This is a genomic window from Serratia sp. CoH_134_PS_4 (assembly GCF_058190535.1).
The window spans coordinates 1-24,324 of record NZ_JBXWKI010000015.1 but is presented as its reverse complement, the minus strand read 5'-3'; the positions used below and the strand labels follow the sequence as shown (position 1 = coordinate 24,324).

General features: G+C 55.6%; 20 protein-coding genes and 1 pseudogene. 8 read left to right on the top strand and 13 right to left on the bottom strand.

Annotated features, from left to right (window positions below):
• Positions 1-28: 28 nt before the first annotated feature.
• Both AC2FCQ_RS20130 and AC2FCQ_RS20125 read right to left on the bottom strand, forming a co-directional pair.
• Entirely contained in the window at positions 29-3,115 is a 3,087-nt protein-coding gene (locus AC2FCQ_RS20130; RefSeq protein ID WP_490308950.1) for an amino acid adenylation domain-containing protein, read from the bottom strand.
• A gap of 72 nt (positions 3,116-3,187) precedes the next feature.
• Positions 3,188-4,789 (bottom strand): condensation domain-containing protein, encoded by a 1,602-nt coding sequence (locus tag AC2FCQ_RS20125; protein ID WP_490308951.1) that lies wholly within the window; start codon positions 4,787-4,789, stop codon positions 3,188-3,190.
• Between the two features lie 506 nt (positions 4,790-5,295).
• Here AC2FCQ_RS20125 and AC2FCQ_RS20120 point away from each other — a divergent pair.
• The 4 genes from AC2FCQ_RS20120 to AC2FCQ_RS20105 all read left to right on the top strand — a co-directional run bounded on the left by AC2FCQ_RS20120 (position 5,296) and on the right by AC2FCQ_RS20105 (position 12,521).
• On the top strand, positions 5,296-7,419 hold the full coding sequence (locus AC2FCQ_RS20120) for a TonB-dependent receptor (RefSeq protein WP_490308952.1): 2,124 nt from the start codon (positions 5,296-5,298) through the stop codon (positions 7,417-7,419).
• Positions 7,420-7,520: 101 nt separating this feature from the next.
• Complete coding sequence (locus AC2FCQ_RS20115; RefSeq protein WP_490308953.1) at positions 7,521-10,442, top strand: condensation domain-containing protein; 2,922 nt, start codon at positions 7,521-7,523, stop codon at positions 10,440-10,442.
• A 46-nt stretch (positions 10,443-10,488) separates the two neighbouring features.
• Positions 10,489-11,721: a YncE family protein gene (locus tag AC2FCQ_RS20110; protein WP_490308954.1), complete on the top strand. Its 1,233-nt coding sequence runs from the start codon at positions 10,489-10,491 to the stop codon at positions 11,719-11,721.
• A gap of 215 nt (positions 11,722-11,936) precedes the next feature.
• Positions 11,937-12,521: a flavin reductase family protein gene (locus AC2FCQ_RS20105; protein ID WP_490308955.1), complete on the top strand. Its 585-nt coding sequence runs from the start codon at positions 11,937-11,939 to the stop codon at positions 12,519-12,521.
• 63 nt (positions 12,522-12,584) lie between these two features.
• On the opposite strand, the gene AC2FCQ_RS20100 is transcribed toward AC2FCQ_RS20105, so the two are convergent.
• From AC2FCQ_RS20100 to AC2FCQ_RS20090, 3 genes are all read right to left on the bottom strand, one after another.
• Entirely contained in the window at positions 12,585-12,821 is a 237-nt protein-coding gene (locus AC2FCQ_RS20100) for a hypothetical protein (protein ID WP_209636718.1), read from the bottom strand.
• Positions 12,822-12,881: 60 nt separating this feature from the next.
• Entirely contained in the window at positions 12,882-13,037 is a 156-nt protein-coding gene (locus tag AC2FCQ_RS20095) for a hypothetical protein (RefSeq protein ID WP_490308956.1), read from the bottom strand.
• A gap of 147 nt (positions 13,038-13,184) precedes the next feature.
• Complete coding sequence (locus tag AC2FCQ_RS20090; protein ID WP_209636714.1) at positions 13,185-13,433, bottom strand: hypothetical protein; 249 nt, start codon at positions 13,431-13,433, stop codon at positions 13,185-13,187.
• Positions 13,434-13,643: 210 nt separating this feature from the next.
• Between AC2FCQ_RS20090 and AC2FCQ_RS20085 the strand changes: the two genes are divergently transcribed.
• Positions 13,644-14,285, top strand: a complete 642-nt coding sequence (locus tag AC2FCQ_RS20085; RefSeq protein ID WP_209636712.1) for a DsbA family protein — start codon at positions 13,644-13,646, stop codon at positions 14,283-14,285.
• A gap of 3 nt (positions 14,286-14,288) precedes the next feature.
• Here the strand turns inward: AC2FCQ_RS20085 and AC2FCQ_RS20080 are convergent, their stop codons facing one another.
• Positions 14,289-15,011, bottom strand: coding sequence for an acid phosphatase (locus AC2FCQ_RS20080; RefSeq protein ID WP_265554714.1), 723 nt, complete (start codon positions 15,009-15,011; stop codon positions 14,289-14,291).
• Between the two features lie 250 nt (positions 15,012-15,261).
• Between AC2FCQ_RS20080 and feaR the strand changes: the two genes are divergently transcribed.
• A complete protein-coding gene (feaR, locus tag AC2FCQ_RS20075; RefSeq protein ID WP_209636708.1) occupies positions 15,262-16,176 on the top strand; it encodes a transcriptional regulator FeaR in 915 nt (304 codons plus the stop codon).
• A gap of 36 nt (positions 16,177-16,212) precedes the next feature.
• On the opposite strand, the gene AC2FCQ_RS20070 is transcribed toward feaR, so the two are convergent.
• The 4 genes from AC2FCQ_RS20070 to AC2FCQ_RS20055 all read right to left on the bottom strand — a co-directional run bounded on the left by AC2FCQ_RS20070 (position 16,213) and on the right by AC2FCQ_RS20055 (position 20,248).
• On the bottom strand, positions 16,213-17,712 hold the full coding sequence (locus AC2FCQ_RS20070; RefSeq protein ID WP_209636706.1) for an aldehyde dehydrogenase family protein: 1,500 nt from the start codon (positions 17,710-17,712) through the stop codon (positions 16,213-16,215).
• 275 nt (positions 17,713-17,987) lie between these two features.
• Positions 17,988-18,626 (bottom strand): leucine efflux protein LeuE, encoded by a 639-nt coding sequence (gene leuE, locus AC2FCQ_RS20065; protein ID WP_209636703.1) that lies wholly within the window; start codon positions 18,624-18,626, stop codon positions 17,988-17,990.
• Between the two features lie 168 nt (positions 18,627-18,794).
• Positions 18,795-19,655, bottom strand: a complete 861-nt coding sequence (tehB, locus tag AC2FCQ_RS20060) for an SAM-dependent methyltransferase TehB (RefSeq protein WP_490308957.1) — start codon at positions 19,653-19,655, stop codon at positions 18,795-18,797.
• 122 nt (positions 19,656-19,777) lie between these two features.
• Positions 19,778-20,248 (bottom strand): GNAT family N-acetyltransferase, encoded by a 471-nt coding sequence (locus tag AC2FCQ_RS20055; protein ID WP_490308958.1) that lies wholly within the window; start codon positions 20,246-20,248, stop codon positions 19,778-19,780.
• A 130-nt stretch (positions 20,249-20,378) separates the two neighbouring features.
• Here AC2FCQ_RS20055 and AC2FCQ_RS20050 point away from each other — a divergent pair, with 130 nt between their 5' ends.
• A complete protein-coding gene (locus tag AC2FCQ_RS20050; RefSeq protein ID WP_404760204.1) occupies positions 20,379-21,491 on the top strand; it encodes a DUF1615 domain-containing protein in 1,113 nt (370 codons plus the stop codon).
• Here the strand turns inward: AC2FCQ_RS20050 and AC2FCQ_RS20045 are convergent.
• Positions 21,488-22,093: a glutathione S-transferase gene (locus tag AC2FCQ_RS20045; RefSeq protein WP_404760296.1), complete on the bottom strand. Its 606-nt coding sequence runs from the start codon at positions 22,091-22,093 to the stop codon at positions 21,488-21,490. The two genes, AC2FCQ_RS20050 and AC2FCQ_RS20045, sit on opposite strands and share 4 nt — an antisense overlap.
• A gap of 28 nt (positions 22,094-22,121) precedes the next feature.
• The gene (locus tag AC2FCQ_RS20040; protein WP_490308959.1) at positions 22,122-22,964 is read right to left on the bottom strand and encodes an alpha/beta fold hydrolase; all 843 of its coding nucleotides are present in this window, start codon (positions 22,962-22,964) and stop codon (positions 22,122-22,124) included.
• 107 nt (positions 22,965-23,071) lie between these two features.
• Here AC2FCQ_RS20040 and AC2FCQ_RS20035 point away from each other — a divergent pair, with 107 nt between their 5' ends.
• Positions 23,072-23,944, top strand: a complete 873-nt coding sequence (locus AC2FCQ_RS20035) for a LysR family transcriptional regulator (RefSeq protein ID WP_245209926.1) — start codon at positions 23,072-23,074, stop codon at positions 23,942-23,944.
• Positions 23,945-23,965: 21 nt separating this feature from the next.
• Here AC2FCQ_RS20035 and AC2FCQ_RS20030 read toward each other — a convergent pair.
• Positions 23,966-24,247 (bottom strand): annotated as a pseudogene (locus AC2FCQ_RS20030) (alpha-keto acid decarboxylase family protein); the annotation flags it as partial.
• Positions 24,248-24,324 lie beyond the last annotated feature (77 nt).

Below are 24,324 nucleotides of genomic sequence, written 5' to 3'. Positions count from 1 at the left end.
CATGCTGCGCCACGACGTTTAAACAGTGTTAACGCGCCAGCAGCGCTGCGACCTCCCGCGCATTTTTACAAGGAATGAGCAGCGTGGGGGGGAGCCGGGTGCCAAAGGCATCATTGAGCTGGGTAGCCACTTGCCGGATATGTGGCAGCTTCAGCCCCATGCTGATAAAGGCCGTTTCTTCCCCCCACTCAGGGCGCGGCGTTGCACCGATGGCCTGCAAATAGATAGCCAAAATCTTGCCGCTGTTTGCCGCGGGTGCATGTGGCAACGGCGCCGCGCAGGCGTTTAGCCCCGGAGCTGCACGCTCAGCGCTGAACGCCGCCCGGATGCGGTGACGGTCCGTTTTACCGTTGCCGGAAAGCGGCAGCGTTTCGGCGTGGATAAAGCGCGTTGGAATATGGGTGCAAGGCAGATAGCCGGTGGAAAAGGCGCGGATGGCCGCTAGCGACAGCGGTTTGCCGTCATGGGTAAGGTACATCGCCCCCAGCGTGGCTTCGGCATTGTCGCCGCCTGGGTAATCCACGACCACGATATCGAGAATGGCCTCATGCCCGCGCAGCACGTCTTCAATCTCCGGTAATGAGACGCGCACGCCACGGATTTTCACATAACCGTTTACCCGGCTGGCGAACAGAATATTGCCGTCTGCACGATAGTAACCCTGATCGCCGGTGCGGAAGGCTCGCAGCGGTTGCCCGTCGGGGCCGTCCAGGGTGACAAAGTCATGTTGTTTTAGAGCGCCGTCTTCCAGATAGCCCAATGCCAGATTAACCCCCGCCGTATGAATACGTCCAACCACCCCTGCCGGGCAATGGGTGCCGTCGTCATGGCAGATAAAGTATTGGTTGGCCGGCAACGGCTGGCCATAAGGCACGGTGCCGGTATCCTGTTCCGCAATCGGGTGCCAGATGCTCCAGATGGTGGTTTCGGTCGGGCCACCGAGTGAGAACAGGCTGATGTCGGGGCGCAAACCACGTAACAGCTGCACCGTTGCCGGTTTGATGTAATCACCGCCTTGGGCCACCAAGCGCAGTGAGCGCAGGCTGTCGTCTGTTTTGCAGGTGAGCAGCATTTCCAAAATGGCGGGCACCGAACACCACAGGCTAACGCGATGGCGCTCTACCAACTGGTTCCAACTGATGGCGTCTTTTTCCTGATGCGGTGCCGGTAGTACCAGCGTCGCCCCGGCGCTGAGCGAGCCGAACAGATCAAACATCGACATATCGTGGTGCGGCGGCGTGACTGAGATCATCACGTCATCAGCGGTAACCGCCCAGCGTTGCAGGGTTTGGCCGATGACGTTGGCCGTTGCGCGGTTGTTGAGCACCACGCATTTTGGTTTGCCGGTCGTGCCGGAGGTATACAGGTAATAACTGGCCTCGGTGCTGGCGCTGCGATCGGCCAGCGTCTGGCTGTCCGGTAGCTTGGCTGCGTCTGCCGTGGGGGCCAAAAGTTCTTCTGGCGTTACCCCGTGCTCCGTTTCCAGCTCACCCTGGTGTACTACCAGATCCGGCCGACAGTTGCTCAGCAGATAAGCGGTGCGCTCGGGGGGGGAGTTGATGTCGATCGGCACCCAAATAATACCCAGCAGTGCACAGGCGAGGGAGATCGTCACATGCTCTGGGCTGCGTGCCAGATACAAGGCCAGCACGCTGCCAGGTTTCAGGCCACGCCGTTGCAGATTGGTCATTACGCTGCCGACTTGCCGGCCAAGTTCTGGGTATGTCAGGCTCTGTTGATCGCAGATCAAGGCCGGTCGCGGCTGTGGATCGTTAAACAGCCGGTCAGCTAACTGCGCCAGGTATGGATAGGCGGTAAATGCCGTCTCGCTGTGGTTATGGCGATAGTGCTGATAATCGATAAATTGCGCTGGAGCGATCTCCAAATCGCCGTCCCGGCACATTAACGTTATCCGGCGTTGCAGCGCACTCAGCATCGCCTGTACCTGCTCACCGTCCAGTGCCTGTTCGGCATAGTCGACGCACAGCAGCAAATTCTTGTCGGCGTCCTGCGTCAGCCGAATATCGATCGCCACCTGCGGTGTCTGCGTCACGCCGTCATGGTAGCGCACCGGGGCATTGGCTGGCAGCGTCTCCCAGCCTAAGCAATTGGTGAGGATCACCGGCAGCGCAGGCGATCCCTGGCTGTGGTTCAGCAACTGTCGCGCCAAATCAACACCGGAAAATGTCAGGTGATCGAGCGCACCTAATACGTCGTCTTGCAATGCCTGCGCGCGGCTGACAAAGGTGCCACCCTGACGCGCATAGCGCACCGCCACGAAGGTGGAGGTGTTGCTGAGTGCGCCGTCCGCAGCGGGGAAGGCGACGGGGACGCCGACGCACAGCTCGCCGTCGGTGGTCCACTGCGCCAGCGTATCGAGGATCAGTGCCGACAGGCTGCTGTTGCGCAGCAATGCGTGGGCAGAGCCCAGGCGTGAGAACTGTTTTAACGTTTCGCGTGGCAGCGTCAACGTGGCGCGGCGGTAGCGTGAAGACTTGATATTAGCCAGCGGAGTACGCCAGGGTAGCGCCGACGGCGTGGTGACGTTCTGCAACTTGGCCTGCCAATAGGCCGCATCCGTCTGGCGCTGTTCTGCGCTGGCGACGGCGGGTGGCGCCGGGGGGGCGACGGGCCGCAGCGGGGTGTCGTCAAATAACCGGGCAATCACGGTAGAAATGCCCTGGCCGTCGAGGATCAGCGCGTCGAAGCTGGTGAAAACCACGCTGTCGTGATGGGCGTCCTGCATCTCCGGCAATTGAATGACGGCGATACGCCACAAAGGCTGCGTAGGATCGTGCCGCTGGTGCGAGTATTGATCGCGCAGGGCTGCCAGCCGTTGTTGTGCAACCTCATGATCGCACTCACGCAGATCGTGACGATCCAGGTTCAGCGTGGCTTCCTGTCTTACATGCTGGGTGAAACGGTGAGGATCGATACAGGTGCGCAGCGCCGGATAGTGCAGCACCAGTTCACTCAGTCGGTTTTCCAACCGCGCCACGTCCAACTGCAGACCGCGATATTCGCGAAAGTCGTGCATTGCCACGCCGCCTAGCGGCCATTGTTCGCTGCGCCCGAGCAGGTAAGCCTGCTGCAGCGTGCTTAATGGTGTCTCCATGGTATTTCCCTATTGTCGCTAACCAACGAAAAAGAAAACAGGGCGCGTGAGGCCACGCACCCGGAACCGATATCAAGCTTTGGGTGCCAGCACCTTTAGCAGCATGTGCACACCTTCAGCGGCATTGGGGGCCCGTTCACAGATCAGGGCGGCAAGTGCCGTTGGGGTAGGGTGAGCCGCCACATCTTCTGGGGTCAGTGCCACCGACAGATATTTGTTAAGCACGGCCAGTAAGGCCAGCAGGCCATCCTGCGGTAGCTGCAGGGTGTTGATGTCGTCGTCATCACCCAGCTGGGTGTCCGGCGCGACGCGCGCTAACAGCCGGTGTAACAGTTGGCGTACCGGCGCCTGGCGGCTCAATGCCTGCGCGGAACATTGTGACAGCCACTGCGCCAACGGCTGGTTGAAACTGTCCGGCTGGTTGGCGGCCCGTTTTAACAAGGCACCGTAGGTAGCGAACAACTGCGGCAGCAGCCGATCCGGGAAAGCGTCCTGACGCACATCCCAGTTGATCAGAATGCCGCCGTTGGCGTGCGCGACCTGGGCATCAAGCGCAACCTGCGGGCCCTGGGAAATCACCCATTCCAGCGGACCAAAGGTGCGGGTGACATCATCAGAAAACAGCGCTTTGCCGTGGATGCCAAAACCGGCGGTAAACACCACCGGCGAAGGTTGCATGCTGCCTTGCAGGCGCGACAGGTCGCGCATCACGCTGACGCCGGGGTAGTCGGCGTTCGCGATCAGTTCCGCCAGTTGGTCCATCAGGCGGCGGCTGAACGTTGACAGGTTTTCCGTCGGATTCAGCGTGATGCCGAGAAGCACCAGATTAGAAAAATCGCCAATGACGTTATCGACGTTTTCTGCTTCCCGGTGGAACAGCGGCACATTCAACCGGAAGCGTGACAGGTTCCAGCCATGGCCGACGGTCACGGCAAACAGCGCCAGAAACAGTGATGACAGCGTGACGTGGTGTGCCTTGGCGGCCTCTTCCAGCGCTTGGGTTTCTCTTGCGCTCAGTTGCAGCGCCAGCCGATCGCTACGGCAGCGATCCGGCGTGCGCAACAGATGCGGTGCGGGCGGTAACTGAGTCAGACGTTCACGCCACCAGGCTTGCGCACGGGCGCGGCGTGCCTGTAGCGCCGTGTCGGCACGGTGACGGTCCAGGTAATCAAAATAGGGAATACTGCTGTCATCGGGTGCTGTTGGGCATTGATGATAAAAACGCGCCAGATCCTCCATCAATACACGAAAACCCATCGCATCACCGGCAATCATGTCCAGATCCACATGCAGTCTGCTGTGACCACCGGGCAGCAGGCTAAGGCTGATATCGCAGGGGACACCCTGTTCCAGCGGCAATTTTTGGCTGCTTTTCGTTTGGCGTTTATGGGCTAGCCGGTTGGCAACATCAGGAGCATCGGCGTGGCTAAAATCGTCCAGATGCAGGCGATGTTGAGGGCCACTGGCATCGATTGTCTGCTGGCCATCCGCCGTCACGCGCAGGCGCAACATGGGGTGATGCAGGTAAAGAGCGGTAACGGCCTGTCTCAGTCGTTCGACGTCCAGGTCACTGCAGTTAAATTCCGCATACAGGTGGGCAGATACGCCCCCCAGCGGCGCTTCAGATTGCCTGCCAACCCAGTAGGCAGCCTGCATCGTGGTCAACGCTTTCATCGGGTTTCCATCAGTATTGAGAGACTGTAAGAATATATGTCAATGTTAATGGGAATGAAAATTATTACTATTTTTATTTGTTTCAATAACGCATGTAAATAATACGGTTAATACCGGTTTTTGCTCGATGGGTGAAATTGTTAATTCCAATATAGTTATGTTTTGTATTCATTTTAAATGAAATTATTGGTTTTTATCGTTACGGGTAACTTCGGTTTTATTTCTGTGCGTTGTGGCTTTTTATCTGCACGGTTATTTTCTTAAGTGATAATGATTTGCATTAAAATATGTAAAATATTATCATTATTAACATTTCTTTACGTTTCCAGACAAAAAAACTGCTCTCGCCCGCTGTGCGTCTGGGGTGGGGCGGTCGTCTGCGGCAGGGATATGCAATAGCAAGGTCAGGAAGGCCGTAATGCCATTGTTAGTGTGAGAATCAGCGTCGTTACCTATGTGAAAACAAGTAAATTTTTGTGCATCTGGGATGAAAGGAGAATACATCTATGAGCAAGCATTCAGCGGCTCAAAGGCATAAAATCGTAGGAAACAAGGAAAAAGCAGGCTTACAGGCCATTGGGGCATTTTCCTCACTCTTTCTGGGTCTTTGTTCTTTATCTGTAGGGAGCGTTAACGCCGCCGCAGTGGACGAAAAGGTTCAGGAAGCCGCAGACAGCAAACGTAAGGACAACTGGCAGGACTCAGAGAGCCTGCTGGTAACCGGTGAAAAAATTAAACGCAGCATTTTTGATACCGGCTCCAGCGTGCAAGTCTTTGACAGCGAGCGGATATCTTCCATGCCCAATGCGTTGCAGGTCCCCGATTTGCTGCGCATGACCCCCAACGTGGTGGATTTGGGAATTGGTAACAATCTCCCGACCGTGCGCGGTATTGACGGTTCCGGGCCGAATGTCGGCGCCAATGCCTTCCTCAGCGGCACCCGTCCGCGCCTCAATCTGTCACTCGACGGCCGCTCATTGACTTACAACGAGCAGGCGTTCGGCCCGCAGTCGCTGTGGGATCTGGATCGTGTTGAAGTGTTCCTCGGCCCGCAAAGCTATATTCAGGGGCGTAATGCCATTGCCGGCGCCATCGTGATGACCAGTAAAGATCCGACATTTGACTGGGAAAGCGCCTTCAAGGGCGGGGCGGGTAATCAGCATTCTTCACAGCTGTCTGCCATGGCCTCCGGCCCGCTGGTGGAAGACCAACTGGCGTTCCGCGTCAGCGTCGATCGCCAGCGCCGCCGCAGTGATGTCGACCTGCCCGCCTATGCACCCGTGGGCGATCCACGAGAAATTGAAGCCACCACGGCGCGTGCCAAACTGTTATTCAACCCGGCTGGCCTGCGTGATGTGACCACCAAGCTGACCTTTAACCATTTTGGCAGTACCTCACCACAGAACGAAAGCCTCAACCCGCAAGTCCACCCAACCAACCTGCGCCACGATCCGCGCCGTGCGGTGTTTAAAAGCAACATGAACAGCGGCGTCTGGGATCTGGCCTGGGAGCAATCCGACAGCCTGACGCTCGAAAACCGGGTGATTTACACCGATTTTAATATCAACCGCCCGACAGCCTACAACATCCAATATGCTGAAATCGGTGGTAAAGAGGTGCATGTCGAGCCAGTCGCGCGCTTTGGCGGACCGGGCAGCCGTTTGCATGGATTGGCGGGGCTGCGTTATTTCCACGCCAAGCAGGATGAGTTCGTCAATATTTTCGGTGGATCCAGCTTCAAGGATAAAACCGACACCAATTCCGCCTTTGCCGAATTGACCTACGCCATTACGCCAGAGGTAGACCTTACCGCTGCCAGCCGCCTGGAGCGTGAGCACCGTCAGCGTACCGGCGGCAGCAAAGCCGTGCGTATCGACTTTGACGAGACCTACACCGTATTCCTGCCGAAGCTCGATCTGGCCTGGAAGCCGACGGATACCCAGACCTACGGTGCCAAGGTGGCACGTGGCTATAACGCCGGTGGTGGCGGTATCACTATTGGCACGCCGGTGGTCAGCTATACCTATGGTTCTGAGTATGTCTGGAACTATGAGCTGTACAGCCGCCATCACCTAAAAGATGCCAACGTCATTCTGACCAGCAACATCTTCTATAACGACTACAAGGACATGCAGCTGCCGTATTCCCTGGGGCCTGACTCATCGGTGATCCGCAACGCCGACAAGGTGGAAACCTACGGGGCAGAAATGGGGGCAACCTGGCAACCGCGCTGGGACTTCGAACTGTTTACCAACGTTGGCCTGCTGAAAACCAAGATCAAGAAGTTCTCGGGCAGCGGTGTAGAAGGACATGAGCTAGCGCGTGCGCCAGCCTATACCGCCAATATGGGCGCCAAGTACCAATTGATGGCCGGATTGGAACTGAGCGGCAACGTCGCATTCTCTGATTCCTACTACTCGCAGTATGACAATGACTCTCGCGGACATATCGGTTCTTACTGGTCGGCAAATACCCAACTGGCGTACACCTTCGCCTATGGTCGCGCCACCCTGTATGCACAGAACCTGTTTGATTCAGAGCGTCGTGTGATGGTCAGTGGCAATGACGTGTATACGGCAACCCAGCAGCGTCCACGCATGGTGGGTGCGGCACTTGAACTGACATTCTGATGCGGTAACAGCCAGTCTGCGCAAGGGGCGTATCAACGCCCCTTTTAATGACCAGCGTTTCCCCGATGTTCCGGGCTGACCGGGCGCAAGGAGATAGAGCAGTGAGCGGTTATTTTGACAATATTCTCAGCGATGATGAGGCCCAGCGTCTGGATCTGGCGTTCGAGGCACTGGGCGAGCGTGCGGCAGATGCCGTTCAGTCGCTGAGCGAAGCGGAAGAGCTGGCATGGTTCATGCACCAGCAGCGGGGTGATGGTGGGAGCCAGCAGGCAATGGCCTGGCGGTTAGGTGGTGAACCGGATATCGGCAGATTAGTCAGTGCGCTGGAAGCCCTGAGCCGCTTGATGCCGGAACTGGATGTTCGCTATGACTTTGATGACGAACAAGGCTTACGCAAGCTGCGCGGTAATACGGCGCTCAATCCGGTAAACATTCAGTCTGTGGCGAATGAGCAACAGGCGGTTAGCCGTTTGCTGCAGGCACAGGCCACCCCTCTCGAATTGGCACGTGAAGCGCCGGTACGCTTTTGGGTTTTCACCGGTAGCGGCGTGGTATTGGGCGTTGTGGCGCACGATATTTTGGCGGAAACGTTGTCATGCCGACAGTTATTGAAGACGTTATCAGCACTGTATAACGGGAATGACCCTGCGCAAGGTTTTGAGGAGATGCCTCCGGTTGCGCCACTGCCGGAAGTGACCGATCTCGTGCTGCCGTGGGCGCGACAGGCGGCGACATTGCGGGACTATCGTACGTCGGTTGTGCAGGATGACGTTCTGGCACAAGCCGGGGTACGTATAGCGGCCCGTGTTGCGCGTAAAATCCTGCCTGTTGCTGATAACCCGGCAACGTTGTTGGCGGCGATCGCGACGCGTTTTGGCTGCTTTATCTCAGCCCAGTCCGGCGGACTGCCGGTACAACTCTGTGTACCACAGGACGATGCACAACAGGCAAACGGCGTGGACGCGTGGATGAGCGCTGCCCGGTTGAAACGCCTGACGCTACAGTCTGCCGATCCCGAATTGGAAAGCCGACTGCTGGCGCAGCACACGCCGGAGGCCCCTAATCCGCAGTTGGCTCAACTGTTGGTTACCTGGTTGGCGGACCCGTCAGTGGCTCTGCAACTTGACGGCGTCAATGCTGAACGTCTGCTGTTGCCGCCTCTGCATACGCCTTTTGAATTGGTGCTGGCGCTGAGCCTGCCCGATCCGGATTCGGTGGTGCTTGAGCTGAGCGCGGATCCTCGTTTAACTCCGCACGCGGCCCCATTCCTGTTGGAACAGTTTGTCGCTTTCCTTGCGGGGCGGACGATCACGACGGCGCGGCTTCCTGCCATTGAGCCGCCGTTAGCCGTGGTTGAGCACGCTTTGCCCGTAAATGATGGGCAAGAAAACGACGCTATTGCACAACTGATCTTGGCGGAGTTCCGCGATGCCCTGGTTGCGCCAGAGATGACCCTTGATGAGGATTTCTTCGATCGCGGCGGGCATTCGTTGGTGGCTACTCGAGTGATCGGCCGTTTGCTCAGCTTGCATCGCATAGAGCTCAATATTAACGATCTGTTCAGCCATGCCACTGCCCGCGGGCTGTCAGTCTATGCCAAACGTCAGGCCGCTGTAGCGCCGGCAGCCCAGGAAGGCGTCATGCAACAGCAGGGCGACACCGTCCAGGCACCCTTGTCGCTGGCACAGCACTCCCTGTGGAAAGTGTATGAGGCGTTCGGTCATGACGAGATCTTCAACCTGCCATTTGCCATCAGCTTCCTTGACCCGGTAGACGAAACGGCGTTGCGCCAGGCATTTATCGACGTGATGACACGGCACAGCGTATTGCGTTCGCTGTTTATCACGCGTGACGGTGAGGTATGCCAGCAAGTGGTGCCTGCGGCTGAATTGCTCGACTATGCCTGGTTCCGCTTCTCTCATGAAACACCGGCCGGTAACGGCAGTGAATTGCTGGCCAATGCTGGCGACCACCGCTTCAACCTCGCCACCGAGCTGCCGCTGCGTGCCACCTTCCTGCGTGACGCGGCCACCGGCCAGCAATGGTTGTCGTTGCTGTTCCACCATGTCGTGCTGGATGAATGGTCGCTGAACCTGATGATGGACGAACTGGGTATCGCTTATCGCTACCGCGTTGCCGGGCAGAAGCCACAGTGGACGAACGACGTGCCGCAGTTTTATGCCTTTGCCCGGCAGCAGCAGGCGGGCGGCGTCGCACAGCAACACCTGGATTACTGGCTCGATAACCTGCGGGATGCGCCAGTGGGGCAGCCGCTGTTCCAACAGGAGCCTTCCCACCATCCAGCAGTACCGGCAGAGGCCGATGTCAACGGAGGATGGTTGGAGTTCGATGTCGACCCGGCGGTGGCAGACGGCTTGTACGCACAGGCCAGAAAGAACAATGCCTCGCTGTTCAACGTGGTCTATGCCGGTATCACCTCGGCTTTGCGTCTTCTCGGTGGCCCGGCAGATCTGCTGGTGGGCACCTCGACTTCCGGGCGCAACGACGCTGAGTACTTCGACACCATTGGCTACTTCACTACCGTGGTGGTACACCGGGTGCGCTTCGCCGAGCAACTCACGGTGGCTGGCCTGATCGATCAGGTCAAAAACACCATCAATGGCTCGATGCCCTACACCGATATTCCGATTGACCTGGTGGAAGAGGGGCTATTTGGCGCGCATGCCGATCGCAAGAATCACATGTTTGAAGTGTTCATCCAGATCCACAGCCGCATCAAGCTCAATGGGGCATTCACCCTGCAAGACGGCAGCACGGTAGCGTATCGCCAGATTGAGCCGGAGAAAACCGAATCACTGCTCGGTTTGCAGTTTGAAGTGATGGAAGAGAACCTCGATGGCGTGAAATCCCTGCGCGTGATGATGACCTATCGGACCGATCACTACACCGCGCAACAGGCGGGACTGATCGCCGGGACCATTCAGCACGTGTTCGCGCATTTTTCCCAGCAGGACGGTGGGAATATGCCGCTTGCGGACCTGCCACCGGCACCGCAGCAATGACGTTGTTCACCCTAACTGACTTTATTACTTTCATGGAGATAAATGGATGTCTGGAACAATAGGAACACCTCGCGCTTTACTGTCGCTGTTGATCGCAACGTCGTTGGTGGTGGCCGGTGCGGCACAGGCCCGTGACACAGGGATCAAACCTGAGGATATCAAGCGCCAGCCGTTGTCGTCGGCGCTGGTGGAGATGGCTTATAGCCCGAGCCAGCAGTCGCTGTTTGTCAGTGCACCAGACTGGAAAGAAGAGGCAAAATCCCGCGTGTTGCGTTTAGATCCGACCACGCTGGCGGTGCAGGCGGAGATCCCTTTGCAGGTGAAAGGCTTCGGCGTGGCGCTGGATGATGCCGGTCACCGGTTGTATCTGACCCAGGGGTTTAACGGCTCGGTCGGTGTGGTGGATACCACCACCAATCGTGCGCTGGGCAGTATCCTGGTGACCGAAAAGTCGATGCTTGAGAAGACGTATAAAGACGCAGGCATCAGCGGTAAACGGCTGGAATTCTTACTTGAGGAGCTTAAGCGTTTCAAGATCACGGAAGACTACCAGTACCGTATCCGTGAAATGAAGTACGACGCGCAGACTGGCCGTCTTTTCTTACCGGGACTGGGCTTCGGGGTGGACAGCGTGCTGTTTGTGGTGGATACCCGCAACAAAAAACTGGAGAAAATGATCCCCGGTTTTGGCTATAACGCGGTAGGCATCACGCTTGATGAGAAAGGGCGGCGCGTCTTTGTCTCCAATATGCAGGGGCAGTTGATCACGCTGAATGCCGATACGCTGGCAATCACGTCCACCAAAGAGATCCAGGCGGATCAATTGCTGAACCTGGTGTATGACGGTAAGAACAACCGTCTGCTGGGTGTGGATCAGGGGATCGATCGCGACAATTACCGTAATACGCATCTGGGGCACGACTACGTGAAGCGCAGTAGCGGGCACCGGGTCTTTGCGTTGGACGCGGACAGCGGCAAGGTCTTGGCCAGCGAACTGACCGATGAGGTGCCAATTGGTCTGCTGCTGGATGAGAACAATCAACGGGTATACGTCACCAACCGCAAAGGGGTTCGCGTCGAGCACGGAGTAGGTACGTTGACGGTGTTTGATTCCAAGACTCTTAAGCGGCTGCAGACGGTAGAATTGCCACCGCATCCGAACAGCCTGGCGCTCGATACCCGCAACAACGTGTTGTTTGTGAGCGTGAAAAATGACGGTGCCAGTACCAAGGCCGGCAAACCAGAAAGCGTCGTGCGCATTCAACTGCCAAAAAACTAGTTTTACCCTATTGCGCCAGTGGATGCTGGCGCAATATTTCCTCGTCAAACCTCAAGGCTTCTGCAACGTCAGGATTATCACAGGCACACATTCCGTGCTTCTGTGCCGCCAACGTGATTGATCCCCACGGCAACGCAGATCTACACTGCAAAACACAGACAGTCTCCGTTACTACCTTCTGTTTGATTACCCAAAGACACCAATAAGGGCCTCCCATGAATCATTTTCGTCCCGTTGCACTGGAACATGCCAGCCGCTTGCTTAACCATGGCCCGACGGTGTTGATTACCAGCAGAAGCCAGGATGCTGCGCGGCGTAATGTGATGGCGGCTGCCTGGTCGATGCCGGTTGAATTTACCCCGCCACGGATTGCTATCGTGGTCGATAAAAATGCGCATTCCCGACAGATGATCGAAGAGAGTGGCGTATTTGGCATCTGCATCCCGGCGGCTATGTTTATCGACACGACCTATGCGGTGGGCAGCATCTCGGGGCAAGACGTGGAAGACAAGTTTTCTCGCTTCAATATTGTCAGCTTCCCCAGCGCTACGCTGAGCGTTCCCTTGATAGAGCAGGGGTGTGTGGCGTGGTTGGAGTGTCGCCTGTTACCTGAACGTGGTGCCCAGCAGAAATACGATACGTGTTTTGGTGAGGTGGTTGCCGCCGCCGCAGACGAACGCGTGTTTCAGGGGGGCCGCTGGAACTTTGCCGACGCAGATCCGCAATTGCATACTATTCATCATCTGGGCGCCGGCAATTTTATTCGCAGCGGCGATACCCTGCGCGCTAAAGCGATGTAAGCGATTCCTCCTGCCGCATGCGTAGGGGGAATCGTTTAGCCATGACTGACCTAATCACTGACATTAATCGTTGCGCGCGTGGTGGAACGCTTGAACCCGTTTTTCTGACGCTTTCTTATCCGGTTTCCTGAGTGGTTTTTTATTGTGGTGTGATTTTGGCTGTACTTTATTGTCATGAGGTTTTTTATTATTCTGATGAACCACTGGCTTGCCGTTAAATTCATTGGCAGGCGGCGCAGCAAAAACCGATACACAGGTTAATAGCAATGCGGATGAAATAATAAGGCGTGTTTTTTTCATTATGATGACCTACAGGCTTAAATTTATATTCAAGTCACGCGCCAGGGATATGAACGTTATTTAACGTGGCCCGTTAAAATAGTGCCCCGGTCCGCCTGGGCCACCGCGCCCACCGCCACCGCCACCGCCACCGCCGCCACCTGGTGGCGGGAATATACAGCCGGAAAGCATGGCGCTAATAGTCAGCGCACTGATGAACATCAGAATACGACGCATAATATAACCTTTTAACTTTAGATTGAGGTCGTTAGTATCATCTTCTGCTAAGGGCGTTAGCAATAGGGAAAAGGTAGGGAAACCGAAAAGGTTCTGTAAGTAAGATTATTCTAATCGGGAGGATATCGGTCATTGAGATAACGCGAGTTAATATCCGGCGCTGAGCATTTCATCTCGTAATAAATCGATAATCGCTGGCTCTATATCAGGGAATTGCCGGGTAATATCGTCAATGGCTTCTGCGACCGATGTAGCCGAAAAGGTACCGGTGAAAGGCAGCAGTGGGAGGCTGGCATCGCTGTCTGGGAATTCGCCGCTGATGGTTCCGGTGATCACACCGTCCCTCTTCTCTGCGGTGAAGTCATATTCGCCAATACCTTTATTAATTACTGTCATTTTTACCTCGACTCAGGCACGCCAGCGGCAATTCGCGCCCTCTTTCAAGCATAGTTCCTGGGCTGGAGAATGCCACTGACAGGCCAGGCTATGGCTTTGATGTGCATCAATCCCACATAAATATAAGGTAATAAAGCCTGGCCTTAAGCCGACAATTTGATTATAAACACCGGCGTTAGGGACAATGATCTCATCTGAAATGGAGTAGGTATGTTGGCTAAAATTAATCGATTGATCGCCGGTTCATTACTGGTGCTGTTACTTCCGACCCTGGCTGCCGCGGCGGATTATCGTGCAGGCGAACAATATACTCGTCTGGATAAGCCGGTGGCCTCTGCGCCGGCTGTCGTGGAATTCTTCTCCTTCTATTGCGGCCCTTGCTACCAGTTTGCTGATACCTACCACGTGGGTAGCACCGTTAGCCAGGCGTTGCCTGAGGGCACCAAACTGACCAAGTATCACGTTGGCCTGATGGGGAAATTAGGCAATGAACTGACCGAGGCCTGGTCGGTGGCGATGGTGATGGGCATTGAGGATAAAATTGAAGGAATGCTGTTTGACGCGCTGCAAAAGAAACGTGCCATCAACAGTGAAGAGGATATTCAGCGGGTGTTTGCCGCCGCCGGTGTTGACGCAGCGGCTTATGAGAATGCGCGCCACAGCCTACTGGTGAAAGGCATGATTGCCAAGCAGAATGAAGCAGTAAAAGCGCTGGATGTACGCGCAACGCCATCATTTTACGTTTCCGGTAAGTACAAGATCGACAATGCCGGTATGTCGAGTCAAAGCATCGACGGCTACGCACAAGAGTACGCGGCCGTCGTTCGCTATTTGCTGGATACCCAGCCTTAAGCATTATTTTGCGGCAGGCAGGCCCAATGCGTGACGCAGTTCTTCGCGGGCCTGCTGGTATTGCTGCTGGAAATCTTGTTGGTGTGAGATCTGCTGGCTGATGACGCTGCCGGCGATCCGACCCATTTCAATATCCGACGGATAGTGAATACCGGCAACCACGCGGTTGTCGCCGTATTGCCAGGCGCGTGCCATGATCTCGGCGCGCTTTTCCGGCACCATATTGGCCAGCGTAATGCCCATCAACGTGCCCAGCGTGGTGTGACCGGAAGGCCAGGAGCCGGAGGTAGAGCGTTTTACGATCGGTTCAATGCGGCTGTCCAGCATGTGTGGGCGCGGGCGTTTCCAGAAGTCTTTGGCGGGATCAACCACGGCGGCTTCTGTCGCGACAACGCGATCAAAGAAAGCACTCAGTACCGGCAGCGCCTGGGCATTGAATTTCGGCCCCATCACATTGCTGTATACCCACACATTCTCTTCCGCATCTGCCTTGGCCTGCGTGGCCATGTCCGGCGTCCGTTTCTGCTGCATATCCACGACTTCTTGCAGTTCCCGTTTGGTTTGCACGGAGTCATTGGCCGGCGGTGGCGGCAGGATCTGGGTCAGATCAACCTGCTGTGAGGTTGTGAAGGGTTGTGCATCTTCGGCGGCATAAACGCTGAACGCAGGCAGGGCGGCAGCCGTGAACAAACACAGTGCCAGCGCAGATTTTTGTAATAATTTCATTAGGAATACCCATGGTGTGAAGGTGGCTGTCAGCAAACTGAGCTCTATATTTGGCGAGTCATGTGATGGTTACATGACGGCTGGGTGTCAATTTGATGACTGTGCCCGTGTGGTGGGAGCAATGTGTGATCCCTGCGCCAGATCCCGGTCACGGCATTGATTGTATGTTATCGGATTGTTATGTTGGTTTTCTGTTCAATGCCGCTTGCGGTTCGACAGCGTTTATCGCTGATGTTTGAAGGGGAAAGCCATGACAATTTCCGCCCAGAGCAGGGAAGTTGGCTTTGAGGAGTGGCTGGCGAAAATCAACTCCGCCTGCGGCCGGTTTTGCGCCAAGACGCTGGGGCCAGGGTTTAGCGGTGCGATGCAAGAGTTCCGCGCCCATGCGCTACGTCTGAGTGTGGTTGATGCCGCTCACACCCGCTTGTATCGTACCCCTCAAGAGATTTCCCGCAGCGACGGTTCGCACTTTTTCACCGTCTTTCAACTGCGTGGCAGTTCATTGATGGAACAGGGGGAGCGGCAGGCGGTACTGTCCGCCGGCGACGTTACCTTGATCGACGCTTCACGTACCAGCAGCTTTACCTTTCAACAAGATTCCCGCCAAATTTCGTTATTGATGCCACGCAGTTATTTCGAACCCTCGGCGCACGGGGCCGATGTGCAGTGTGCGCGGCGTCTCGACGCGCAAAGCAGCGTAGTGCGACTTAGCCGGCAGCTGGTGCTGGGTTGTATGCAGGACCCGCTGATGAGCGCACCGGAGAGCGAAGCGATACTGAGCGCCGTCGCGACGCTGTTACGCCCGGCGTTGGTTGATCGCGAGGTTGAGGTTGATAGCCACCCTCGCAGCTTCACCCGAACGCTGGCGTTTATCGATACGCATATTCAATCGCCGCAGTTGCGGCCGGAATGGATTGCCAGTGAGTTGGGCGTATCGGTACGCAGTTTGTATCGGATGTTTTCCCGCCAGGGGTTGGTGGTGGCGCAATATATCAAGCACCGCCGTCTGGATCTGTGCGCACAGGCCTTGCGCCGTGCACCGGAACGACAAAAGCTGGCGACTGTCGGTTATGACTGGGGTTTTACCGATCACAGCCACTTCTCTACTGCTTTCAAAAGCCGTTTTGGCGTCTCGCCGAGCGAATACCGCAAACAGCATCAGTAGCCTCATAAAATGGGCTACTGATGCTTTGGGGCACGATCAGTAACGAATACACACTGATTTGGATTCGGTATAGGCATCCAGCCAATCCGGGCCAAAATCACGCCCACTGCCCGACTGTTTGAACCCACCGAAAGGCATATTGGCGTCGATCAACGTATGGGTGTTGACCCAAACCGTACCGGCCTGAATGCGCGGCGTATAAGCCATGGTCGATTGCAGGCTGGTGGTCCACAGGCTGGCAGTCAAGCCGTAGTCGGTATCGTTGGCCTTTTGCAAGGCTTCTTCGGCGTCCGCGACGCGGATCAAATTGACCACCGGGCCAAAGACTTCTTCGCGCGTCAGGTTCAGCTTGTCATCCGGGTTAATCACCAGCGTAGGGGGGATATAGAACCCCTGTGAGTCTGGCCCGGATGCGCCGCTGATCAGCTCCGCATGTTTGGATCTGGCGTCATCCAGATACGCGGCCACTTTATTGCGGTGATCGCTGGAGACCAACGGGTTGATCTGCGCACTGGCATCCATTCCCGGCCCAACGGACAGTGATTTCACCGCCTGCTCGAACCCCGCGACCAGAGTGTCATAGATCGGCGCTTCAATATAAATTCGCGAACTGGCGGCGCACACCTGACCCTGATTGAGGAAGCTGCCAGCCATCAGGCCTTCGATGACCTGTTGTGGATCGGCATCTTTCAGCACGATAGCCGGGTTTTTGCCGCCGAGTTCGAGGGTCACGCGTGTCAGACGATCCGCCGCGGCACGTGCGATCCCTTTGCCAACGGGCGTGGAACCGGTGAAGCTCACTTTGGCGATCAGCGGGTGTTCTGTCAGCGCTTTGCCACAACCGCTGCCTTTACCGGTCACCACGTTGAATACGCCTGGCGGAATACCGGCTTCGGTTGCCAGTTCTGCCATGCGCAGTACGGTAAGCGGGGTGGTTTCCGACGGTTTGATGACGATAGAACAACCTGCGGCCAGCGCTGGCATCACTTTCCACATGGCGATCATCAGTGGGAAGTTCCACGGCACAATACCGGCGACCACGCCAATCGGTTCTTTACGGGTATACACCTGATATTTGGCGCCCGGCGGCATCGGGATTGACACATCGAGTGTCTGGCCGGTGATTTTCGTGGTCAGCCCGGCGGTGTAACGCATCCAGTTCAGCGTACAGCCAACCTCGAACATACGGGCAATATTGATCGACTTGCCTTGTTCCAGCGTTTCCAGCTGTGCCAGCTCTTCAGTGTGTTGCTCAACCAGATCGGCATAGCGCAATAATATGCGTTCGCGCTCTGCGGGTAAGCGTTGCGCCCAGACACCAGAGGTAAACGCGTTGTGGGCCGATTGGACGGCGCGTGCGACGTCCTGCGCGTTGGCGTCTGCGGTGGAGGAAATTTGTTGCCCATCGGCGGGGTTATACACTGCCAACCGACCTTCGGCGCTGGATTCACACCACTGGCCGTCGATATACAGCCCATGATGACGATCGAGAAAACGTGAAACGTTGTCCATCACTGCTAGGGTATTGTCAGGCATACGCCCTCCTGTCAGACAAAAAAGGTCGTACCCTTAATTCTTGACGCGATACCTGCGTTGGCCGCACTCATCCGAATCACCGACTGGTGTAAGCGCACCGGGATTCTCGCGCGGGCTGCCCTGATACCACGCCAATTATTTTGGGTAAATCGTTAACCTTGAAAGTCTACAGCAGGTTGAGAAGATCGACTTTGGTCTGCCTGACAATCGGTTTGTCCTGCGTGACATAACGGGGGAGGGCTAACGGCTGAGCAAGTCAGCCGTTGTGAGCGAGGCTAGGAACTGAGGGTTGCCAGGCGGGTAGCGAAACCCAGGAACAACAGACCAATCAGACCGTTACCCAGTTTTGCCAGACCTTTCTTGTGATTAAAGAAGTGTGCCAGCATGGCGCCGCTGAAGATCAGCGTAGTCATGTAAATAAAACTGACCGATTCGAGGATCAACGCCAAAATGGTGAACGACAGGCCGGTGTGGGCATAGTCAAAGTCGATGAACTGCACGAAGAACGAAACATAAAACAGGATCGCCTTCGGGTTGGTCAGACTGAGCGTCAGTGATTTACGCAGGATGCTATGGCCGCCTTCAACCTGGGGATGTTGCTCCGCATTTTTCTGGATAAAGGTGGCATAGAGAATTTTTGCACCCAGGAACAACAGGTAAATCGCACCGAGAAATCGCACCAGCGTAAACAGAAACGGCGTCGTGCGGATCAGTGAGGCCACGCCAATATAGGCGCAAAAAATCAGGATAGCATCGCCAATAAACACGCCCAGTGCGGCGGTATAGCCAGCGCGTACGCCACGTGTAACACCGGTTTTTAAAACGTACAGCGTATTCGGGCCTGGCAAAATGATGATGAAAATCACCCCGACCAGATAGGTCCAAAGATTCAGGACGCCAAAACTTTCTAACACAATTACCTCTCCATGCGCGGAACTGACAACTCATTTCACTGGCTACACCCGTAGCCGGGCGCGATCCTAACGCCGCAGCCACGGGTTGGCAACGTAATAAACTTCATGTTGTTTGCCGCATTTCGGCGCAGGCAGGCACGAGCCCGTTGGACGGGGAGTACAGGAATGTTAGGGCTTGCGTGCCAGTAGCGTGGCGAAACGCAAAGAAATACGGTTGCCGGCAGCATCAGTTTTGTGCAGTTGGCCAACGTCTTCGTTGTATTTAAGCACGTCCCAGCCAGCGTAATAATTGTTCAATTCACCTGGCTTAAAGGTGAACGGGAAGGGCAGAGTGCAAGGGTAGTCTGGGGTATCCATCGCCGCGACGATCAGGTTGTAACCGCCACTGACAGTACTGTCCTGCATGTTTTTCACCAGTGCGGGGATCTGCGCCGGGTTGAGGAACATCAATACCACGGTGGAAAGAATAAAGTCGTACTCACCGCTGAAGCCGTGTGTATTGAGATCTTGCACGCTGGCGCGAATATGTGACAGGCCTTCGCTGTCGATAATGGCGTTGAGATTATCAATAGAGGGAGTGTGTTTATCCCAGGCAGTGACATCGAAGCCTTTCAGGTTGAGGTAGAGCGAGTTGCGTCCGCCGCCACAGCCCAGATCCAGCGTTTTACCGGGCGCGATACGTTGCGCGGCCTCAATCACTTCGGAATGGGTGCGCGTCAGTTGATGCTTCTTGTGGTAGTAATCTTCAGGCGAACAATAGAACGCCAGTTGGCAGGTCATGTCATCGGAAAATGAAACGATGCGATGCCATTGCTGCGGTTCGATAAACGGCGGTTGGCTTTCGGGGCTAAACTGCCAGGTTTCGGTGGTTTCGCCCTCTTCGGTCATGAGCGCGAAGGTCAGTGTGCCGCTCAGTAGGGTGAGTTTGGCCCAGGTGCCACTTTGGGTGTTGTGCTTTTGCTGGAAACTCTCTGGCAGCGTGGTGCTGTTCCATTCCGGCAGGGTTTTATAACGCAGCAGCTCGGTCATGCATCTCTCCTCAGGTTCTGTATTGCCGTACAGGGTGGGCGAATAAAATGATTTTATATGTTGCATGTAAAATACATGTTTATGGGGGCTTTGAACATGCCTGATATCATCAAAGGCGTGATTTAGAGTTTACGATGCATTCGTGTGTTGACGGCCTTAAAGCCGAGCCGAGTATAAAGACGGGTCGCCGTCGGATTGTCGTCGAAAACTGCCAGCTCGGCATATTCTGCACCGGCAGCTCGTCCGGCATTCAACACTGCGCTAAGGATTTTCTCGCCATAGCCTTTGCCCCGCCAGGCAGTATCCACTTCAAAATCGTAGACAAACAGCTGCCTGCCGAAGGTGCGTTGTTTAATGCTGTACCAGACGATGGCTATCTTTTCCGTAGACCCACTTAAGCGAGCGCAAACCAGTCGATGGTGTGGTGTTGCCAACCCATTGGGGAGCGCATCGTTGTAAGATGTTGTGGCCTCTATTCGGGCTTGCTCTTGGCTCAACGACAACGAACGCGCCAAATCCTGGGCATATTCTTCGATCCCATGAACGCGATAACGCTCGAAGTCCTGTTGGCTCATGTCTATGAGTTCAATCATTACGCTATTCCTTTACGATTAATGTCCTGTCATAGCCTGGTTCTGATAGCCGAGGGCATATTTAAACTGGATCACGGCCCTCCGCTGGGCTAACGTCAGTGCAGTTTATGCTAAAACGATCAGGGAAAAGATGCTTATTCGCCGTTTTATCAACCCGATGACTTTGCGTCCATTGAGCCTGGCTGCGCTGATGGTGCTGGTCGGTTGTACCACTAAGACTACGACACCGGTACAACGCCCGGAAGACGTTAAAGCCCAACTGGTAAGGCTGATGCCGGCCAATACGGCCGATCGTCAAGGGTGGGCCACCGACATCACCGCCGCTTTTGCTGCGCAGGGCATTGAACCTAGCGTTCAAAACCTGTGTTCGGTTTTGGCGGTCACCGAGCAGGAGTCGACCTTCCAGGCAAATCCGCCGGTACCGGGGCTACCAAAAATTGCCTGGAAAGAGATCGACCGCCGTGCTGATCAGCTGCATATTCCTAATTTCCTGGTGCATACCGCTTTGTTGATCAAATCACCGAACGGTAAGAGTTATAGCGAACGTCTGGATAAGGTACGTACCGAGAAAGATCTTAGCGATATTTTTGATGACATGATAAATTCGGTGCCGATGGGCCAAACGCTGTTTGGTAACCTGAATCCGGTACATACCGCTGGGCCGATGCAGGTGAGCGTTGCCTTCGCCGAAGCGCATGCCAAAGGCTACCCATATCCGATTGACGGCACCCTTCGCCGTGAAGTGTTCAGCCGCCGTGGTGGCATGTATTTTGGTATCGCCCATTTGCTGGGCTACCCCGCTAACTACAGTCAGCCGATTTACCGCTTCGCCGACTTCAATGCCGGTTGGTACGCCAGCCGCAACGCGGCGTTCCAGAGTGCAGTCAGCCGAACGACGGGCATTCCGTTGGCGTTGGATGGCGATTTGATCAACTACGGTACGGATAAACCCGGCACCACTGAGCTGGCAGTGCGCACCCTCGGCAAACGGCTGAATATGAGTGATTCGGCGATTCGTCGGGCGCTGGAAAAGGGCGATAGGTTCGAGTTTTCTGACACTGACCTGTATGAGCGGGTCTATGCCTTGGCGGAGAAAAGCACGGGCAAGAAATTACCGCGGGAAATGCTGCCGGGTATTCAACTGGAAAGCCCGAAAATCACCCGTAAGTTGACCACCGCCTGGTTCGCCAAGCGGGTGGATGAGCGGCATCAGCGCTGCATGACGCGCGCTTCAGCGGGTTAAACCTGCGGAGTACTGACAAATGCCGGGTGTTTTTCTGCATTGGCGGAAAATGCCGCCAATGCAGGGTGTTGCTCGGCGCTTATCTGCCCGGGCAGCATGAGTTGGGTGAAGCTCCAGGCAACAGCCACGCTGACCTCTGCGCTGCCCATCCAGTCAGGCATTGCGGCCTGTGGCAACTGCTTTTCGAGTTCGGCATAGGCGGCCAGCAGTTGGTTCTGAATACGATCCAGCCAAGGCTGGTGCTGTTTTTCTTGCGGGCGAAGTTGCTGTTCATAAACGATTTGCACCGTTTTTTCGCAGGCCGCCAGTGCCAAGCCGTTGAGCTGTAGGGCACGTAGCCGCTCTGCACCCTGGGTCGGCAGCAAGATCTTCCCTGTGGGGGCGATGCTTGAGGCGTATTCCAGGATCAAGGAAGAATCCATCAGGATTTGATCGTCGGCCAGCACCAGCGTCGGGGCTTTCACTACCGGGTTAATGGCTTTAAACCGATCGAAGCCGCTAAAGACTGAAATGGCATGGTGCTCAAACGCGATCCCCAATAATTTTAAACAAATGGCGACCCGGCGCACGTAGGGTGAATCCAGCATGCCTATCAATTGCATCATGTACTCCTGAGCCTATTCGCCCGGTTTAAAGTGAATGAATAAATGCGACCAGCTGTTGAGCTAGGGTTTCCGGTGCATCCTCCATGAGAAAATGCCCCGCCTGCGGGATTACCTGCAACCTGGCTCCGGGAATGTCGCCTTGTAAACGGTAAGCGTAACTGACCGGCTGCCATTCGTCGTTTTCCCCCCACAGAATTTGCACCGGCAAACGTAGTTCCGGCAAACGCAGTGCGAAATCATCAGTATAGCGGGCGTCGTAATGGGCGATTTGATGTTGATAAAATGCGGGTTGGCCGACCACGCCGACGATCGGCGCCAGATACTGTTGTAATAGCGTTCCCGTCATCTGGGATTTATTGAACACCGCCATTTCCAGCTGTCGCGTTAGGATTTGCGCATGTTGCGATGCGTCCAAGACGGCATACTGACGATAGTTATCACGGATGCCGCGCCAGCTAGGCGAAGGCCAGGAATCATAGCTGCAAATATCCGCAATGCTCAGCGAGCGAAAACGCTCGGCGTGACTAAAAGCTGCGCGTAGCGACAATGCACCGCCAATATCGTGGCCAAACACGTGGGTGGACGCCAGTTGCCAATGGTCCAATAGGCCGATCAGTAATTCCGCTTGTGCGGCAATTGAGGTATCTGCTGACAATGGACGTTCCGAGGCACCGTAGCCCAGCAAATCGTAGATATGGACGTTGAAGCCTGCCGATGTCAATCGGGGCAACAGATCCCGCCAGATTATCGAGTGGGCAGGGGTGCCATGCACCAGTACCAAAGGTTCGCCCACGCCATGTACGCCGGCAGCAATACGATGACCATTGATGATAACCTGCTGATTAAGCAAAGATGCTAAGCCATTCATGAAGCTCCTCCCGTTTTGGCCTTGTACATAAACCATACCCATCGTCTTTCCATGACGCTAATGACAAGTTATGGTAGTTAAATCCAATTTTTGTCATGATTAGGCCTATGAACCAGCGCTTATCTATTGATGCATTGCGGGCACTGCAAAGTGTTATCGACACCGGTAGCATGACGCGTGCGTCACAACAGCTAAATCTCAGCCAGTCGGCGGTGAGCTGGAAAATCAAACGGCTGGAAGAGCAGTTGGGCCGGACTCTGGTCGATCGTCAGGGCAGTATCTTGACCGCGACTGTGGATGGCGAGGCGCTGTTGTCGCATGGGCGGCAAATTTTGCATGCTCACGATCGGGCGTTGGCGCATTTTTCCCCTTCTTTATTGCAGGGGACGGTGCGTTTTGGTGCCACAGAACAGATGTCGTTGCCCCAGTTGGCGGCCTTGTTGGCGGCATTTACTCATGAGCATCCGCAGGTTGATATACAGTTGGTGATTGAGCAAAGTCATGTGCTGCGAAACGCGCTGGATCATGGGACGTTAGACCTGGTACTGCATCAGCAGTTTTGTGATGCACTGAGTGCAGAAGATATCGTGTTGGCGACGGAACCTATTCATTGGTGTGTGCCACCCGGCTGGCGTTATCAGCCAGGAGATAACCTAAAGCTGGTCAGTTACGGGCCGGATTGTTTTTACCGTCGATTGGCTGAAGAGCGCCTAAGGGCCGCGGGGATCGCTTATAAGGTGTCGGTGGAGTGCCCATCGGTGGCGGGGATGCTGGCTGCCATCTCTGCAGGAATGGGGGTTGGATTACTCAGCCAGCAGTCTATCGATCGGCGAGTACAGATTGAAACGGCCTTTGATCACATGCTGCCATTACCGGCGGTAGCACATGCATTGCGTCTGGGGGCCAAGCGGCAACAGCCGCTGCTGCAGACGTTGCAGCGGCAGGTTGTGCAAGCACTGGGAAAGCCCGCCGTTACCTGAGCAACGGCGGGCTGGGCGCCGTTATGCGCGGCGTGGATTGGTCAGGCCGAAGTTAAAGTTATTGCAGCGGTTGCAGAATTCTTTCATCACGGGCGGGGTGTCCATCATGGGCACCTTCACTTCGATAAACGCCAACCGATCTTGCCGTGAGGCGTGCTCCAACGCTAATTCCAACTGTTGGGTGGTTTCAACTGACACGCTGAACGGCGTTGCTTGGGTGTTGAGTACCGCTGGCAGTTTGGCGTAGTCCCACGGCCCGATGTCGTTATACGACGAGTTTTCCCCCAGAATGTAGCGTTCGATGGGCTTTGTTGAATAAATCAGATTTCGGGTAAGTCTCCCCCGTAGCGGGTTGTGTTTTCAGGCAATACGCACGCTTT